Source organism: Streptomyces drozdowiczii, from assembly GCF_026167665.1.
Classification (GTDB): Bacteria; Actinomycetota; Actinomycetes; order Streptomycetales; family Streptomycetaceae; genus Streptomyces; species Streptomyces drozdowiczii_A.
Window position 1 is genome coordinate 603,546 of sequence record NZ_CP098740.1, and the last position, 16,923, is coordinate 620,468.

Annotated in this window: 16 protein-coding genes, 1 pseudogene and 2 riboswitches; of the genes and pseudogenes, 10 read left to right on the plus strand and 7 right to left on the minus strand. The window is 72.8% G+C overall.

What is annotated here, in order from left to right:
- Window positions 1-247: 247 nt before the first annotated feature.
- The gene (locus NEH16_RS02750) at window positions 248-1,636 is read right to left on the minus strand and encodes a cellulase family glycosylhydrolase (protein WP_265538898.1); all 1,389 of its coding nucleotides are present in this window, start codon (window positions 1,634-1,636) and stop codon (window positions 248-250) included.
- 241 nt (window positions 1,637-1,877) lie between these two features.
- On the opposite strand from NEH16_RS02750, the gene NEH16_RS02755 reads away from it, so the two are divergent.
- The 7 genes from NEH16_RS02755 (at window position 1,878) to NEH16_RS02785 (ending at window position 9,337) form a co-directional block, all read left to right on the plus strand.
- Window positions 1,878-2,900 carry a LacI family DNA-binding transcriptional regulator gene (locus NEH16_RS02755; RefSeq protein ID WP_073967289.1) on the plus strand — a complete coding sequence of 341 codons (1,023 nt, stop codon included), beginning with the start codon at window positions 1,878-1,880 and terminating at the stop codon, window positions 2,898-2,900.
- Window positions 2,901-3,174: 274 nt separating this feature from the next.
- Entirely contained in the window at window positions 3,175-4,287 is a 1,113-nt protein-coding gene (locus NEH16_RS02760; protein WP_265538899.1) for a lytic polysaccharide monooxygenase auxiliary activity family 9 protein, read from the plus strand.
- 162 nt (window positions 4,288-4,449) lie between these two features.
- Window positions 4,450-5,190 carry an MgtC/SapB family protein gene (locus tag NEH16_RS02765; protein WP_073967292.1) on the plus strand — a complete coding sequence of 247 codons (741 nt, stop codon included), beginning with the start codon at window positions 4,450-4,452 and terminating at the stop codon, window positions 5,188-5,190.
- Between the two features lie 42 nt (window positions 5,191-5,232).
- The gene (locus NEH16_RS02770) at window positions 5,233-6,849 is read left to right on the plus strand and encodes a PucR family transcriptional regulator (RefSeq protein WP_265538900.1); all 1,617 of its coding nucleotides are present in this window, start codon (window positions 5,233-5,235) and stop codon (window positions 6,847-6,849) included.
- Between the two features lie 120 nt (window positions 6,850-6,969).
- On the plus strand, window positions 6,970-8,346 hold the full coding sequence (locus NEH16_RS02775; protein WP_265538901.1) for a diaminopimelate decarboxylase: 1,377 nt from the start codon (window positions 6,970-6,972) through the stop codon (window positions 8,344-8,346).
- 77 nt (window positions 8,347-8,423) lie between these two features.
- Window positions 8,424-8,906 (plus strand): MarR family winged helix-turn-helix transcriptional regulator, encoded by a 483-nt coding sequence (locus NEH16_RS02780; protein WP_265538902.1) that lies wholly within the window; start codon window positions 8,424-8,426, stop codon window positions 8,904-8,906.
- On the plus strand, window positions 8,903-9,337 hold the full coding sequence (locus NEH16_RS02785; RefSeq protein ID WP_265538903.1) for a hypothetical protein: 435 nt from the start codon (window positions 8,903-8,905) through the stop codon (window positions 9,335-9,337). Before NEH16_RS02780 ends, NEH16_RS02785 begins: the two co-directional genes overlap by 4 nt.
- 382 nt (window positions 9,338-9,719) lie before the next feature.
- Here the strand turns inward: NEH16_RS02785 and NEH16_RS02790 are convergent, their stop codons facing one another.
- The 4 genes from NEH16_RS02790 to NEH16_RS02805 all read right to left on the minus strand — a co-directional run bounded on the left by NEH16_RS02790 (window position 9,720) and on the right by NEH16_RS02805 (window position 12,021).
- On the minus strand, window positions 9,720-10,358 hold the full coding sequence (locus NEH16_RS02790; RefSeq protein WP_073967298.1) for an aspartate/glutamate racemase family protein: 639 nt from the start codon (window positions 10,356-10,358) through the stop codon (window positions 9,720-9,722).
- 21 nt (window positions 10,359-10,379) lie between these two features.
- Window positions 10,380-10,733, minus strand: coding sequence for a GNAT family N-acetyltransferase (locus tag NEH16_RS02795; protein WP_265538904.1), 354 nt, complete (start codon window positions 10,731-10,733; stop codon window positions 10,380-10,382).
- A gap of 30 nt (window positions 10,734-10,763) precedes the next feature.
- Entirely contained in the window at window positions 10,764-11,189 is a 426-nt protein-coding gene (gene panD, locus NEH16_RS02800) for an aspartate 1-decarboxylase (protein ID WP_265538905.1), read from the minus strand.
- A gap of 130 nt (window positions 11,190-11,319) precedes the next feature.
- A complete protein-coding gene (locus NEH16_RS02805) occupies window positions 11,320-12,021 on the minus strand; it encodes an NAD(P)-dependent oxidoreductase (protein ID WP_265538906.1) in 702 nt (233 codons plus the stop codon).
- A gap of 198 nt (window positions 12,022-12,219) precedes the next feature.
- On the opposite strand from NEH16_RS02805, the pseudogene NEH16_RS02810 reads away from it, so the two are divergent.
- The 3 genes and pseudogenes from NEH16_RS02810 to metE form a co-directional block, all read left to right on the plus strand.
- A pseudogene (locus NEH16_RS02810) lies at window positions 12,220-12,468 on the plus strand (TetR/AcrR family transcriptional regulator); the annotation flags it as partial.
- Window positions 12,426-12,845, plus strand: a complete 420-nt coding sequence (locus NEH16_RS02815) for a TetR-like C-terminal domain-containing protein (RefSeq protein ID WP_265538907.1) — start codon at window positions 12,426-12,428, stop codon at window positions 12,843-12,845. The pseudogene NEH16_RS02810 and the gene NEH16_RS02815, both read left to right, overlap by 43 nt.
- Before the next feature lie 11 nt (window positions 12,846-12,856).
- A riboswitch (cobalamin riboswitch) is annotated at window positions 12,857-13,048 on the plus strand.
- A gap of 181 nt (window positions 13,049-13,229) precedes the next feature.
- Complete coding sequence (gene metE, locus NEH16_RS02820) at window positions 13,230-15,548, plus strand: 5-methyltetrahydropteroyltriglutamate--homocysteine S-methyltransferase (RefSeq protein ID WP_265538908.1); 2,319 nt, start codon at window positions 13,230-13,232, stop codon at window positions 15,546-15,548.
- 24 nt (window positions 15,549-15,572) lie between these two features.
- On the opposite strand, the gene NEH16_RS02825 is transcribed toward metE, so the two are convergent.
- The gene (locus tag NEH16_RS02825) at window positions 15,573-15,956 is read right to left on the minus strand and encodes a hypothetical protein (protein ID WP_265538909.1); all 384 of its coding nucleotides are present in this window, start codon (window positions 15,954-15,956) and stop codon (window positions 15,573-15,575) included.
- Between the two features lie 46 nt (window positions 15,957-16,002).
- Window positions 16,003-16,126: riboswitch (cobalamin riboswitch) on the minus strand.
- Entirely contained in the window at window positions 16,085-16,885 is an 801-nt protein-coding gene (locus NEH16_RS02830; protein ID WP_265547039.1) for an ECF transporter S component, read from the minus strand. (Overlaps the previous riboswitch by 42 nt.)
- Window positions 16,886-16,923: the final 38 nt, after the last annotated feature.

Sequence of the window (16,923 nt, forward strand, 5' to 3'; positions counted from 1 at the left end):
AGGACCCTTAGCTTTGCCGAAATATACACAGAAGCCCGCGGTGGCCACGGAGAGCCGTGGCCACCGCGGGCTTCTGGACCGCGCCGACAGCGGGGAGTGGGTCGACACGGAGGTCGAGATCGCTCGGGAGAGCGCTCTCCCATAACGGTCCCAGTGTCTCGCCGCTGTCGACAAGGTGTCAAGGTTCAGCTGTTGGACACATGGGTGCGGGGCCCCGGCCGCCGCCGGGGCCCCGCACGCTCACGGATCAGCTGGTGGGGAAGTTGTCCGGGGTGCTGATCCGGGACTTGAGCAGCGCGCCCGACTCGGTGAGCACACCGCTGCTGCTGTAGTCGCCGCCGTCGCAGGTGCCGGGCTTGAAGGCGGCACTGCTCTCATTGGCGTCCGAGTAGGTCCAGTTCGCGTAGCTGATCTTCAGCTGGTCGAGCAGGTCCAGCCAGGCGGTGGTGCTCGCCCGGTCCAGCGCGCCGCCGCCGGTGGCGCTCACCGTGCCGAACTCCGTGACGAAGAGCGGGAGTTTCGAGGCGGCCCGGCTCACCGTCGCGCGGTAGTTGTCCTTGTGGCTGGCGGCGTAGAAGTGGAACGCGTACATGATGTTGGTGGCGTTGACGGGGCTGTTGACGACCTCGCTCTCGTTGGAGCCGTCCGAGACACCGAGGGACGACCAGCCGCGCGTACCGACGATGACGACCGCGTCCGGGTCGGCGGCCCGGATGACCGGGATGACCTGCTCGGCGTAGTTCTTGATGCCGGCCCAGCTCACACCGTTGGGCTCGTTGGCGATCTCGTAGATGACGTTCTTCTTCGAGGCGTTACGGGCGGCGACGGACGCGAAGAAGGTCTTGGCGCGCTCCAGGTTGTAGTTCGGGTCGCCCGGCGTGAGGGTGTGGAAGTCGATCAGGGCGTACATGCCACGGGCCTCGGCCATGTCGACCAGGCTGTTGACCTTGCTGGTGAAGCCCGCCGGGTCGGTCTCGTAACCGTCCTCCTGCACATACATCGCGGTGCGCAGCAGGTCCGCCTTCCAGTCGTTCGCCAGCGCGTCCAGCGACGCGTTGTTGTAGCACTTGCTGAACCACTGGAGACCGTGCGTGCTCATGCCGCGCAGCTGGATCGGGCGGTTGTACTGGTTGCACAGGTTCGTGCCGCACACATGGAGCTGGCCGTTGGTCTCCACCGGCGTGCCGCCACCCGTGGCCGGCGGCGGATCGTCGTCGTCGCCCCCGCCGCCGACGGTCCCCGTACAGGCGACGCCGTTGAGCGTGAAGCCCGTGGGTGCCGGGTTGGCGCCCGAGAAGGAGCCGACGAAGCCCACGTCCGCCGTGCCGCCGGTGGCCAGGTTCTTGTTCCAGTCGATGCCGGCCGCGGTGACCGTGGAGCCGGACTGCGACCAGGTCGCGTTCCAGCCCTGGACCACCTTCTGACCCGAGCCCGGCAGGGTGAACTTGAGCTGCCATCCGCTGACGGCGTCACCGAGGTTGGTGACCTTCACCCCGCCCTGGAAGCCGCCCTGCCACTGGCTGGTGACCGTGTACTCCACCTTGCATCCGGTGGCGGCCGCCGCCGGTGGGCTGGCCAGGACCGTCAGGCCCATGACCGTGGCGCCGGACGCCAGCAGAGCCAAGAAGCGTTTCACAGCATTTCTCCTCGTTCGAAGGGGAACAACTGAGGAACAACTGGATGGGAGCGCTCCCAGAACCCATCGGCCCGAGACCGTACACGGCGCGGAGGCCCACGCATAGCCTTCCGACGCTGTCATGCACAAATAAACTTTGGGAGCGCTCCCAGAGGAGTGGCGGGATCAGGCGCCAATTGATCCGACTCCTTCGGCCGCCCACCCTCCGGGCCGTAGGATCGGTGGCTCTTGGGGGTGGTCCATGCTGAACAGGGGTTCCGGCACGCCGACGCTGGAAGAGGTGGCGGCGCTCGCCGGGGTGGGCCGGGGCACGGTCTCCCGAGTGATCAACAACGCCGCGGGCGTCCGGGACTCCACCCGTCGCGCCGTGCAGCGCGCCATCGACGAGCTGGGTTACGTGCCCAATCTGGCCGCCCGCTCCCTGGCCGGACAGCGCGCGGGCGCCGTCGCCCTGGTGATGACGAAGACGGACTGGCGGCTGTTCGGGGAGCCGTTCTTCTCGGAGATCGTGCGCGCGGTCGGCGACGCCCTGGACGAGCGCGGCGTGCAGCTGCTGCTCACCCTCGTCCGCACGGACACCGAACGGCAGCGGCTCCTGGAGTACGTGCGCGGCGGCCGGGTCGACGGGGTGCTGCTGATGTCGGTGAGCGCCGAGGACCGGCTGCCGGACATGCTCGCGGACGCCGGGGTGCCCACCGTGCTGCTCGGCCGGCGCTCGGGCGACGAGCGGGTCACCTATGTGGACGCCGACAACGTCGGCGGCGCGCGGGACGCGGTGGGCCACCTGGTGCGCGGCGGGCGCCGGACCATCGCCGCGATCGCCGGCCCACCCGAGATGTACGTCGCCCAGTGCCGGCTGCGCGGCTATCGGGAGGCCCTGCGCGAGGCGGGCTGCGCCGAGCCGCCGTCCCTGGTGGCCCAGGGCGACTTCACCGAGGCCAGCGGGCGGCGCGCGATGGCCCGGCTGATCGAGCGGCACCCGGAGGTGGACGCGGTGTTCGCCGCGTCGGACAGCATGGCGGCCGGGGCGCTGGCCGCGCTGCACGCGGCGGGGCGGCGGGTGCCCGAGGACGTGGCGGTGGTCGGCTTCGACGACTTCGAGCTGGCCGAGCAGACCGACCCGCCGCTGACCACGGTCCGGCAGCCGATGGAGGAGATCGGCCGGGCGATGGTGCGGCTGCTTCTCGAGGAGATGAGCCGGCCGAAGGTCGCCTGGCACCACGTCATCCTGCGCACGCGGCTGATGGTGCGTCAATCGGGCTGATCTTCCCCGTAGTTGAGGGTCACTGTCGGGCCGATGCACCTCACCGCGCCCCGTTTCGGCCGATGCCGTCCGCAGGGTTGTCAGGGACACGACGGCTGCCCTACAGTCCCCTACCAACGAATGCATGGGAGCGCTCCCACCTGTACGCGTCCCCGCACCCCCTCCGCGGCCTGCCCCCGCATCCCCCGCATCCCCCACAACCCCCGCACCCGCACCCGCACCCGCACCCGCACCCGCACCCGCACCCGCACCCGCACCCGCAGAAGGAGACACCATGGCACGACGCAGAACACAACTCGCCTCCCTGGCGGCGGTGCTGGCGACACTGCTCGGCGGTATCGCCTTCACGCTGCTGGGCCAGGGCAGCGCGCAGGCCCACGGTGTCACCATGTCGCCGGGCTCGCGCACCTACCTCTGCTGGCTGGACGCCAAGACGAGCACCGGCTCCCTCGACCCGACCAACCCCGCGTGCAAGGCCGCACTCGCCGAGAGCGGTGCGAGCTCCCTGTACAACTGGTTCGCCGTGCTCGACTCCAACGCGGGTGGCCGGGGCCAGGGTTATGTCCCGGACGGCAAGCTGTGCAGCGCCGGCGACCGCTCGCCGTACAACTTCACCGGCTACAACGCGCCGCGCGGCGACTGGCCCCGTACGCACCTCACCTCGGGCGCCAAGATCGAGGTCGACCACAGCAACTGGGCCGCGCACCCTGGTTCGTTCCGGGTGTACGTCTCCAAGCCGGGATACTCGCCCACGACCGAACTGGGCTGGGAAGACCTGGAGTTGATCCAGACCGTGACCAACCCGCCCCAGGTGGGCTCGCCCGGCACCGACGGCGGTCACTACTACTGGGACCTGACGCTGCCCTCGGGCCGCTCGGGTAACGCGGTGATGTACATCCAGTGGGTGCGCTCGGACAGCCAGGAGAACTTCTTCTCCTGCTCCGACATCGTCTTCGACGGCGGCCACGGTGAAGTGACCGGCATCCGCGGCTCCAGCACCCCGACGCCGGACCCGACCGACCCGACGCCGGACCCCACGGACCCGACGCCGGACCCGACCGACCCCACCGACCCGCACACCGGGTGCATGGCCGTCTACAACGTGACCAACTCGTGGAGCGGCGGCTTCCAGGGCTCCGTCGAGGTCATGAACCACAACACGACGGCGCTCAACGGCTGGGCCGTGCAGTGGAAGCCCGGCGCCGGCACCAAGGTCAGCAGCGTGTGGAGCGGCGTGCTGAGCACCGGATCGGACGGCACGCTGACGGTGAAGAACGCAGACTACAACCGGTCGATCCCCGCGGACGGCAGCGTCACGTTCGGCTTCACGGCGACCTCGACGGGCAATGACTTCCCCGTCGGCTCGATCGGCTGCGTCAGCCCGTAACCCCTGACGCGGACGGCGGCGGTTCCCGGGCGACACGGGAGCCGCCGCCTTCTTGTCCCGGCCTTGACCCGTGACCGCCCTGCCACGCGCTCGCGCGCCCCGATCGGCCGGGTACGGTGGTCTCTGTCCGATCATGTTCCGCCGGACGGGCACGGAGGCTGCGTGGCACTCGACATCAACGAACCGTTCGGTCAGAACTGGACGCACGCGGCGCAGTTCGGCATCGCGTTCGTCCTGTCGTGTGCGATCGGCATCGAGCGTGAGATCCGCCAGAAGGCGGCCGGCCTGCGCACCTACACGATCGTCGGGCTCGGGGCCGCGCTCTTCACGCTGGTCAGCAAGTTCGGCTTCTCCGACGTCGTGGTGACCGGCCAGGTGGAGCTGGACCCCTCGCGCGTCGCGGCCCAGATCGTCTCCGGGCTCGGCTTCATCGGCGGCGGTGTCATCTTCGTCCACCGGGGCTCGGTGCGGGGCCTCACCACGGCGGCCTCCATCTGGCTCACCGCCGCCGTGGGCTGCGCGGCCGGCGCCGGGCTGCCCGTGCTCGCGACGCTGGCCACCCTCGCGTACTTCCTGGTGTCGTACGGGGTACGCCCCCTCGCCCACCGCCTCCCCGCCCTGCGCAACGCGTCGATCGGCTACCGCATCACATACACGGAGGGCGTCGGGGCTCTGCGCGAGCTGGTCAACCACTGTACGGAGACCGGGTTCGCGGTGTCCGAGCTGACCACGCTCTCCGGCTCGGGCCGCTACCGGCGCCGCCGTGCGCAGCCGGACACCGAGGGGACCGTGGAGATCGCGCTGAGCGTGCAGGGGCGGGGTGACCCCGACGCGCTGACGGCACGGCTCGCGGGCACGGCCGGAGTCCTGGCGTGCAGCCGGAGCGACCTGAACGACGAGTGAGCCGCCGCTCGGCGCGCCGGGGTGCTCGTATGCTCGGCTGCCATGACGAGCCGTGCCGCCCTCCCGCCGGAGCCCTCCGTCGCGCTGCGCGAGGTCCTCGCCTTCGACGACGGGGGAAGCCTGCGACTGCTGCTCGCGCCCGCCGGCCGTGACATCGGGGTGCGCGGGGTGGCGGTGGGCGACGAGGGCCCGGCCCGGTCGCTGGACGGCTGCCTGGTCCTGGTCACCGGTGCGCCCGCCTCGTCCCCCGCGGCCGCCGCCCCGGTCCGCGAAGCCGCGCGCCGCGGCGCCTCCGGTGTGGTGCTGCGCGCCGTGGAAGGGGTGGCCGCCGCGCCGCAGGTGCTCGCCGCCGCCGAGGAGGCGGGGGTCGCCCTGCTCACCCGCGCGGAGTGGGCCGACTGGACGGACGCCGCCGCGCTGCTGCGCTCCGCGCTGGCCTGCGCCCGGGCGGGCGCGGACGACGGGGCCGCCGGGCGGATGGGGCCCGGGGGTCCGGAGAGCCTGAGCGCGCTCGCGGCGGCGGTCGCCGAGTACACCGGCGGGTCGATCACCATCGAGGACACCCGCCTCCGGGTCCTGGCCCACTCCGCCACCGGTCCCGACGCCGACGTCCTGCGCCGGTCCACCATCCTGGGCGGCCGGGTCCCGGAGTGGCGGGTCGCGGAGCTGCGGCGCAGCGGGATGCTGCGGACGCTGTGGACGTCCCGGGACGTGATCCACCGCGCGGCCGACGCCGAGGGGCCCGAGCGCCTGATCATCGCGGTCCGCAGCGGCCCGGAGGTCCTGGGCTCGATCTGGGTGGCCGGTGACGGACGCCCGCTGCGCCCGGACGCGCCGGACGCGCTGCGCCGGGCCGCCGAGGTCGCCGCTCCCCTGCTGGTGCGGCACCGGTTGCGCGAGAGCGGCGCCGCCCGCCGCAGCGAGGTCGCCCTGCGCGGGCTGCTGTACGGGGACGGGGACGCCCGTACGCACGCCTGGTCGCTCGGCCTCTCCCCCGACGCCGCCTGCGCGGTCGTGGTCGCCGAACCCCTCGCCGCCGCGCCCGCCCCGGGCGACCGCACGCTCGATGTGGCGGCGCTCCAGGCGGCGACGTACCGCCCGTCCGTGCGGGTGCTGCGCGACGGCGACCGGCTGCTGGTGCTGCTGCCCGTGGACGCCGGGCCGGACCGGGGCGCGGCGGCGCTGGCCCGGGAGCTGGCGGGCCAGGCGCAGGACGCCGGGGTGCTGGCGGGCGCCGGGCCGGTGGCCGCCGGGGCTGCCGGGGTGCGGGATTCGTACGACGAGGCCCTGCTCGTCGTACGGGTGCTGCGGGAGCGGGCGGCGATGGGGGGCGCCCAGCGGTCGGCGGACGCGGCGGGCGTGGGCCCCTCGCTGGACGTCGCCCGGATCCTGGACGCCGCCCGGCCGGTCTGGGAGGCGGGGCGGGGGCCCGTGCACGAGCTGGTCCGGGCGGATCTGGCGGCGGGCGGGGAGCTGGTCCGCTCGCTGGCGGCCTATCTGGACGCGTCCGGCGATGTCGCGCGGGCCGCGTCGCGGCTGGTCGTCCACCCGAACACGCTGCGCTACCGGCTGCGGCGCGCCCGGGAGCGGTTCGGGGTGGACCTGGAGGACCCCGACACCCGGCTGCTGGTCACGCTCGCCGTCCGGCTCAGCGGGTAGGTTGCGGTCTGTTCGTACGGCTGTGGGCCTGCCTGCGGCTTGGCCGGACCGACAAACAAGCGCACTGTTCTTGGCCGCCCGGACAGAGACCTGGGGGCACTCATCGCCGACTCTGACTCCATGAGCCCTTCTTCGCCCTCCTCCGCCCTGACCCCCTCCGCCCAGGCGGGCTCCGCGCGTGTCGCGGCGGTCGTCCGCCACGCCGTGGCCGCCGGCCTGCTCGGCGAGGCGAACCCGGTCGCCGGTTTCATCGACACCGACGGCGTCCGGGCCTCGGTCGACGCCCTGCACGAGGCGTTCCCCGGGGTGCCCGCCGTGCTGCACACCTTCGCCGCGAAGGCGTCCTCGCTGGTCCCCGTGTTGCGGCTGCTCGCCCGGTGCGGGATGGGCTGCGAGGTCGCGAGCCCGGGTGAGCTGCGGCTCGCGCTGGACGCCGGGTTCGCGCCGTCGAAGATCGTGCTGGACTCCCCCGCCAAGACCCGGGACGAGATCCGCCGCGCCCTGGCGGTGGGCGTGGCGATCAACGCGGACAATCTGGACGAGGTGCACCGGATCGCCTCGCTGCGCCCGTCGGACGCGGTGTCCGCCATCGGCCTCCGGGTGAACCCGCAGGTCGGCGGCGGTTCGATCGGCGCGATGAGCACGGCCACGGCCACCTCGAAGTTCGGCGTGGCGCTGCGCGACCCCGGCGCGCGCGAACAGGTGGTGAAGGCGTTCGCCGCTCACCCGTGGCTGACCCGGCTGCACGCCCATGTCGGCTCGCAGGGCTGCTCCCTGGAGCTGATCGCGGCCGGGATCGCCGAGACGTACGCGCTGGCCGAGGAGATCAACGAGACGCTGGGCCGCCGGCAGGTCACCGGGCTCGACATCGGCGGCGGCCTCCCGGTCAACTTCGCCGACGACGAGGTGCGCCCCACCTTCGCGGCGTACGCGGCGGCGCTGCGGGCGGCCGTGCCGGGGCTCTTCGACGGGCGCTACGAGCTGGTTACCGAGTTCGGGCGGTCCCTGCTCGCGAAGAACGGCTTCATCGGCGCGCTGGTCGAGTACACGAAGGACGCGGGCGGCCGCCGTATCGCGCTGACCCACGCGGGGGCGCAGACCGCCACCCGTACCGTCTTCATGCCGGACGCCTGGCCCCTGCGGGTCGGCGCCTTCGACGCCGAAGGACGGCCGAAGGACGGGCCCGTGGTGGTCCAGGACGTCGCGGGGCCGTGCTGCTTCGCCGGGGACGTCGTCGCACACGCCCGGGAGCTGCCCGAGCTGCGGGCGGGCGACTTCGTGGTGCTGTACGACACGGGCGCGTACTACTTCTCCACCCCGTGGTCGTACAACAGCCTGCCGCGCCCGGCGGTGTACGGATACGGCCTCGCCGCTACGAGCGGCCGCGAGGAGCCGATGGTGCGGTTCGCGCCGGTACGCGACGCCCAGTCGCTGGACTCGGTCTCCGCCGAGAGCGGCCTCGCGCACGCCGACGCCCTGCTGAATCTGCGGGACTGAGCCGACGGCGGCCGGGTCGCGCTCGGCCTCGCAGAATTTAGTAGCCATGGACATAGTAGCCATGTACGGTAACTGCCATGAGCAACGCGATCGAGGGCGCGACCCCGGGTTTTCTGGTCTGGCGCCTGTCCATGAAGTGGCGGGTGGCCATCGACCGGGCGCTGACCCCGCTCGGCCTGACGCACGCGCAGTATTCGCTGATCGCCTCGCTCCAGGGCATGGAGCACGCGGGAGTGCGGCCGAGTCAGCGCGCGCTGGCGGACCACACCGGACTCGAAGCGCTCTACGTCTCGAAGCTGGCCCGCGCCCTGGAGGCGGCGGGCCTGGTCGAACGGACCACCGACCCCTCGGACAGCAGGGCCGTCCGGCTCGCGCTGACCGAGGAGGGCCGCGCCACGACGGAGCGCGCGGTCGAGGTGGTGCGGGAGCTCGTCGACGGGCTGCTCGCGCCCCTCGGCGGTCTCGGCGGCAAGGACACCGAGGCGTTCACCGAGGCACTGACGGCCCTGCTCGACGTGCCGGTTCCCCCAGTCACCGCTTCCCGCGAGGAGTCATCATGAGCACCGCATCCACTGTCAACGGCCAGGTCATCGGCATGGCCCACTACGCCACCCGCGCGCTCGCCGAACGGCTCCTGCCGCCCGGCACCACCTTCTTCCACGCCCTGGCGCTCAACGCCGTCGAGGCCGCGGGCGGCACCGTCGCGCGCCGCGCACTGATCGAGCGGCTGACCGGCGCCGTGAAGCTCGGCGTCCCGGCGGCGGAGGCCACCGTCGCCGAGCTGGCCTCCGCCGCCCTGCTGGAGGAGCGGCCCGGGGGGCTGCTCGCGCTCACCCCTGCGGGCGACGCGCTGATCCAGTCGTACAAGGCGGGCGTCGCCGGCCTCGCGGCCGGGCTGTACGGGGACCTGCCGGCCGAGGACCTGGCCGCGGCGGGCCGGGTCCTGACCGAGGTCACCGCCCGGGCCGACGCGATGCTGGCCGCCGGCTGAGGGCTTGGGGCCCGGGCGGCCGGTCCCCGGAAGGCGCCCGGGTCAGACCGGTGACGGCTCCGGCTCGGGCGGCGGCACCGGGTCGGGGTTGGGCGTAGGCGGCTGCGGGATCGGGTCGGGCGCGGGCCCCGGCGGAGTGGGCGTCGGCGCCGGAGGGGTGGGCGCGGGCGGGGTCGGCGCGGGCGGCGTCGGCTCCGGCAGCGGACCCGGGGTCGGCGCCGGAGGGACGGGGTCGGGGAACGGATGAGTCATCTCGGGCCTCCGAACGATCGGGGGTGGACCTCTTCCACCGTCTCCCGGAGCGGCTGCCCGCGCCCGCCGAGCCCATACGTGCAAACGCGGAACACTGCTGCGTAAGGACGACGCGGACGGCCCCGCCGGGTCACCGCCCCGCGGCCGCCACGGCGGCGGCCAGCCCCGGGCGGGGGCTGGACAGGACCGGGATTCCGGTGGTCGTACGTCCGGCCGCGCCGGCCATGGAGCCCTGGGCGAGCACGATGACGTCCGCGTCGCGCACGGCGTCGGCCGAGGCCGCGACCAGGTCGAGGAAGCCGTCGTTGTCGCCCGCCGTGAAGCGCTCCCAGGCTCCGTCCACCAGCACGGTTCGCACGTCCGCCCCCGGCAGCCCGGCTCCCGCCGCCTCCTCGGTGAGCAGGGCGCGGGTCGGCTCAAGGGTGGAGGCGAGGGCGGCGAGGACGGTGACCCGGCCCGCCCGGACGGCCGCCGCGGCCATGGGCCGGTCGACGCGCAGGACCGGGACACCGACCGCGACCCCCGCCGCCTCGGCCACGGCCCCGATGGTCGAGCAGGTGCAGAGCACGGCGTCCGCCCCTTCGGCCACCAGGTCCGCGACCACCGCCTCCACCTCGTCGGCCACCGCTTCGGGACCCAGCGCCGCCGCCGTGGTCAGCAGCTCCTCCCGTACGACGTGGCGCAGGGCGGTTCCCGGGTGGTCGGCGTCGCGCAGGGCGTCGAAGACCGGGACGTGGACGGGTGAGGTGTGCAGCAGCGCGAGCGTCATGGCCGGCCCGCTCCTTCCGGTTCAGTACAGCTCGGGGTGCGAGGCGAGCTGCGTCTTCGCGCGCTCCACCAGCCCCTCGGGCGCCTCGGGGGCCTCGTCGGGATGGCGCGAGGCCCACTTGGCGGCGTACGGGCACAGCGGCACGACGGGCACGCCCTCGCGCCCCGCCATGGCGTAGAACTCCCTGACCAGGGCGGAGCCGATGCCCTTGCCCTCGTGCCCGGAGCCGACGACCGTGTGGACGGCGACGAGCCCGGCGGGCTCCCCGTCCAGCACGAAGTACGCGATGACGCCGACGGCCTCGCCGTCCTCGTACGCGGACAGCTTGCCGGCCGCCCGGTCGTCATGGATCTCGGGCCCGGTCTGCTCTGCCATGGCGGTGTGCCCCTCGTTCGACGAGCCGCCTCAGCGCGCCGCGGGCACCGCGTGCGGGCTGCGCTCGGTGTCACTGCCCGGCACGGGCGCGGAGGCGTCGGCACAGAGTGCGACGATGCGGTTGTCCGCGTCGACGTGCACGATACGCGGGACGAGGGCGCGCGCCTCGGCATCCTCGACCTGGGCGTAGCTGATGAGGATGACCAGATCACCCGGGTGCACCAGATGCGCGGCAGCGCCGTTGATCCCGATCACCCCGGAACCGCGCTCGCCCTCGATGACGTACGTCTCCAGCCGGGCCCCGTTGTCGATGTCCACGATGTGCACCAGCTCACCGGGCAGCAGATCCGCCGCCTCCATGAGCTCGGCGTCGACGGTGACGGACCCCACGTAGTGCAGGTCGGCCTGGGTCACGGTGGCACGGTGGATCTTGGACTTGAACATGGTGCGCAGCATGCGGGACTCCTGGAGGACGGCTCCCTGCCTGCGTTCTTACAGGTCAAGGGCTGGCTGCCCAGACTACAGCGAGACGTCGGCTCCGGGCAGCCCTCCTCAAGTGATTCGGGACCCGTGCGGGCCCGCCCCCTCAGTAGCCGATCGTGAAGCGGCGCTGGACGAAGCGTGGGAGTTCCGCCTCGTCCACGAGGGCGATGGCGGCGTCCTCCATGGAGATCCGGCTGCGTCCGTCGGCGTCGGTCACGGGCTGGTCGCCGCCGATCCTGAAGCGGCCCGTGCGCTCGCCCGGGGCGATGTCCTCCGCGGGGCTGAAGTAGGTCCACAGCCGGTTGGAGGTACGCAGGACGTTCAGGGCGTCGCGGTGGCCGCGTACCGCGGCGGCGTACTCCCGGGGGAGGCCGATCGCGTCCAGGGTCTCGTGCAGGAGCGCGTCGGAATCGGCCCGGACGACGCCGGGTTCGGTCTCCAGGCTGCCGGCGCCGCCGATGACGATGAGCCGGGTCCGCGGGTGGCTCTCCAACGCCTTCAGGAGTGACCGTGCGGCGGTGGCGTACGCCGTGGGGTCGGCGATCGAGCGGGTCACGGTGTCCGCCATGTCCTTCGCGGCGTTCCCGGGCTGGAAACCGCTGATCAGCACGTCCATGCCGGGCAGGGCGGCGGCGACGGCGTCGGTGTCGAGGACGTCGACGCTCTTCCAGACGACGTTCTTCCGGCCGTCCTCGACGTGCGTGGCGTCCCGGCTGAAGGCCGTGACGTGATGGCCCCGATCGAGGGCTTCGGTGACGACACGGCTTCCTATGCCGCCCGTGGCCCCGATGACTCCGATGTGCATGGCTCTCCCCTGGTGGCTGCTCACACCGCCGTGCTTCACGGCGTGCGTTGACTATACGCCGTGAAGTTTTGATACGGCCCCCAGATTCGTGACTCTGTAGAGTCCATGGGCATGGGCAGCGTGGGGAACACCAAGGGGCGCCGTGAGCGCCTGCGGGCCGAGACGACGGCCGAGATCAAGAGCGTCGCACTGGCGTTGATGGCCTCGGGCGGGCCGGACGCGATCACGCTGCGGGCCATCGCGCGTGAGATGGGTATGACGGCCAACGCCATCTACGGGTACTTCGCCACCCGCGACGATCTGGTCACCACGCTGATCAACGACGTCTACACCGCGCTGGCCGACACCGTGGAGGCCGCCTGGGCCGCTGCCCCCGTCGAGGACCCGGCCGCCCGGATCGGGGCATGGGCCCGCGCCTTCCGGAGCTGGGCGCTGGCCAACCCGGAGGGCTTCCGGCTCATCTACGGCGACCCGGTGCCCGGCTACCGGCCCCCGAGGGCGGCGCCGCCCCGGATGCCGCCCGCAGGGTCTGCACCGGCATCACGGCGCTCGCCGCCGCCGCCTGGCCGCACGCCCAACACCGTTACCGGGACAGCGACTTCGAGTGGTCCGACTTCGACCCCGGCCTGCTGGACAAGGTCCGCCCCGCCTTCCCCGGCCTGCCCCCGGCTGCCGTGGCTCTCGCCCTGCGGGTCTGGAGCCACCTGCACGGCCTGGTGTCCCTGGAGGTCTACGGTCACATGCAGCGGCAGGCCCTCAGCCCGGAGAAGCTCTTCCGCGAAGAACTGGCCCAGCTGATCCGCTCGTTCGACATCACCGCGTAAGGTGTCCGCAGCAGCTGGTTCGCCCCGTCCGCCAGGCGGGGTGTCGCAAGAGGGAACCCGGTGGGAATCCGGGACTGCCCCGCAGCGGTGAGCGGGAACGACCGCCGTCATACGCACTGGGCCCGGACGGGTCTGGGAAGCGACGGCCAGTAGGTGTCCTCCGTACGGAGGGTGTGCCCGCGAGTCCGAAGACCTGCCAACTGCCCGCGCGCGGACCATTCCGTACGCGGATATTCCGGTGACCTCGAGGGCGGGTCGGCGTACACACCAGACGGAGCTGCCGCGCCGGGCCGCGCGAGAACAGTGTCCGTCGGGTCGTCGTCACCTTCGCGCTCTCGTCCCGTCCCCGGGATCTCAGGGATTCATCTCGCGAAGGAGATCTCCGTGACAACCGAGTCCGCAGCCGCGGCAGCACGCGCCACCGTGTACGGCTACCCCCGCCAGGGCCCCGACCGGGAGCTCAAGAAGGCCGTCGAGGGCTACTGGAAGGGCCGCGTCACCGCGGACGCCCTCCGGCAGACCGCCGCACGGCTCCGCCGCGACAACCGGCAGCAGCTCGCCGACGCCGGCATCCAGGAAGTCCCCACCGGTGACTTCTCGCTGTACGACCACGTCCTGGACACCACCGTCATGGTCGGCGCCATCCCCGAACGCCACCGCGAGGCCGTCGCGGCCGACGCGCTGGACGGCTACTTCGCCATGGCGCGCGGCACCCAGGACGTGGCGCCGCTGGAGATGACCAAGTGGTTCGATACGAACTACCACTACCTGGTCCCCGAGCTGGGCCCCGGCACCGTCTTCACCGCGGACTCCAGCCAGCAGGTAGCGCAGCTCAAGGAGGCCCTGGCCCAGGGCCTCACCGCGCGGCCCGTGCTGGTCGGGCCCGTGACCTACCTCCTGCTGGCCAAGCCGGCCCCCGGCGTGCCCGCCGACTTCGAGCCGCTGACCCTGCTGGACCGGCTGCTGCCGGTGTACGCGGAGGTCCTGGCGGATCTGCGTGCGGCGGGTGCCGAGTGGGTGCAGCTGGACGAGCCGGCCCTCGTCCAGGACCGCACCCCGGCCGAACTCGACGCGGCCGAACGCGCCTACCGTGACCTCGGCGCGCTCACCGACCGGCCGAAGCTGCTCGTCGCCTCCTACTTCGACCGGCTGGGCGAGGCGCTTCCGGTCCTGGCCAAGGCGCCCGTCGAGGGCCTGGCGCTGGACTTCACCGAGGCCGCAGCCGCCAACCTGGACGCCCTGGCGGCCGTCGGCGGGCTCCCCGGCAAGCGCCTGGTCGCCGGTGTCGTCAACGGCCGCAACATCTGGATCAACGACCTCCAGAAGTCGCTGTCCACCCTCGGCACCCTCCTGGGGCTGGCCGACCGCGTCGACGTGGCCGCCTCCTGCTCTCTGCTGCACGTACCGCTGGACGCCGCCGCCGAGAAGGAGATCGACCCGCAGATCGTCCGTTGGCTGGCCTTCGCCCGGCAGAAGACCGCGGAGATCGTCACCCTGGCGAAGGCGCTCGCCCAGGGCACCGACCTCATCGCCGCCGAACTCTCCGCCAATAAGGCCGCCTTGGCCTCCCGGGCCGGCTCCCCCCTCACCCGGGACCCGGCCGTGCGCGCCCGGGCCGAGGCCGTGACGGACGCGGACAGCCGCCGTTCGCAGCCGTACGCCGAACGCTCGGCGGCCCAACGGGCGCAGCTGGGACTGCCGTTGCTCCCGACGACGACCATCGGGTCGTTCCCGCAGACCGGAGAGCTGCGGACGGCCCGTGCCGACCTGCGGGCCGGACGCATCGACCCGGCGGGTTACGAGGAGCGCATCCGGACGGAGATCCGGGAGGTCATCTCCTTCCAGGAGAAGACGGGCATCGACGTCCTGGTGCACGGCGAGCCCGAACGCAACGACATGGTGCAGTACTTCGCCGAGCAGCTGACCGGCTACCTCGCCACCCAGCACGGCTGGGTCCAGTCGTACGGCACCCGGTACGTGCGTCCGCCGGTCCTCGCCGGGGACATCTCGCGCCCCGAGCCGATGACGGTGCGCTGGACCTCGTACGCCCAGTCGCTGAGCGACCGCCCGGTCAAGGGCATGCTCACGGGCCCGGTCACCATGCTCGCCTGGTCGTTCGTCCGCGACGATCTGCCGCTCGGGGAGACCGCCCGGCAGGTCGCCCTCGCCCTGCGCGACGAGGTCGACGACCTGGAGGCGAGCGGGACTTCGGTGATCCAGGTGGACGAGCCCGCGCTGCGCGAGACGCTGCCGCTGCGGGCCGCCGACCGGGCGGACTACCTGGCCTGGGCCACGGAGGCGTTCCGGCTCACCACCAGCGGGGTACGGCCGGAGACCCAGATCCACACGCACATGTGCTACGCGGAGTTCGGTGACATCGTCCAGGCCATCGACGACCTGGACGCCGACGTCATCAGCCTGGAGGCGGCCCGCTCCCACATGCAGGTGGCCCGCGAGCTGGCCGCCCACGGCTACCCGCGCGAGGCGGGACCGGGCGTCTACGACATCCACTCGCCCCGCGTCCCGAGCGCCGAGGAGGCCGCCGAGCTGCTGCGTACGGGGTTGAAGGCGATCCCCGCCGAACGGCTCTGGGTGAATCCCGACTGCGGCCTCAAGACCCGCGGCTGGCCCGAGACCCGCGCCTCGCTGGAGAACCTGGTCGCCGCCGCCCGTACCGTCCGGGCGGAACTGCCCGCCTCCTGAACGGGGTTGCCGGGGGCCGGGACGTCACCCGCGTCCCGGCCCCCGGCCGGCCGGGCCCGGGTCGAACGCGTACAGGTCCAGGATCTCCGGCATCGGGGCCGTGCCCGGGCCTCCCGCGCTGACCCAGGCTATGACGTCCTCGGTCGCCTCGGGGTCGTTGACCAGGCCGAGCCACACCGGCCGGGCCCCGGCGCGACGGGCCTCGGCCGATGGCTGCACGACGATGACGTTGGCCTGCTCGCACACGTCCAGGCACGCGGAGACGCGCACCGGGACGGCCGAGCGCAGCCGCGCCGTCTGGGCCCTGTGGTCGCCCGGCACCTTGACCGTGCCGCAGCAGCAGTCCCGGCACACCGTCACCCTGCTGGGCGCGGCGGCCGTCGGGGTGGGTCCAGCTGATTCCGGCATGGAGCCGTCCGCCTCTCACCGGGGAGGTCCGCCCCGGACATCGTGGAGGTGGCGACGGTGTGAGTGTCTGGCTCCCGGGTCGTGCCCGGTCACAGTGGCGGGACCGCGCCGGATTCACACCGGCTTCCTCAGCTCCCGTCGCCCGATTCGGCGGTCATCGTCTCATGGCCCCCGGGGCGGTCCACCGGCTGAGGTGCGGTGAAGCGGGCCGGGGCCCGGAAGCGGGCGCGGCGGGCGGCGCGGCGGAACGTCGTGAGCACAGCGGGGCCCGCCAGCAGGACGCACACGAAGTTCGTCACGGCGCGGCCGGTGTCCCAGCCGAGGGAGGTGGCCAGGTCGAAGGCGACGTAGCGGTGCCACTGCTCGGTGAAGGGCAGGCCGGGCAGGTAGGCGATGGAGCTGTTCGGGTCGAGGGAGAACGGCCAGAAGGAGAGGTTGAGGAGGAAGCCGAAGAGATAGCCGGACAGGGAGCCGTAGACGGCGAGCAGCAGCACCTCGCGGCGGCCGGTGGCGCGCGGGAGGAACCCGGCGAGCATGCCGACGAAGGCGCAGCCGAACATCTGGTACGGCATCCAGGGGCCGACTCCCCCGGTGATGAGCGCGGACGCGAACAGCGAGGTGCAGCCGAGGGTGAAGCCGAAGCCGGGGCCGAAGACCCGGCCGGCGAGGACGAGGACGAAGAAGACGGTCTCGATGCCCGCAGTGCCCGCGCCGAGCGGGCGCAGCGCGGCGTTGACGGCGGACAGGACGCCGAGCATGGCCAGGGCCTTCGAGTCGATGCCGCCCTCGGCGATCTCGGAGAGCACGACGCACAGGATCAGGACGAGCAGTACACCGAAGATCAGGGGCGGCGCGTAGTTCGACCCGAAGGTCCCGGGTGCCACGACGAACGGCCAGAAGAAGGCGACGATGCCTAGGAGCGCAGCCATGGCGATGACGACGGTGGCGCGCGGCACGAGCACGATCG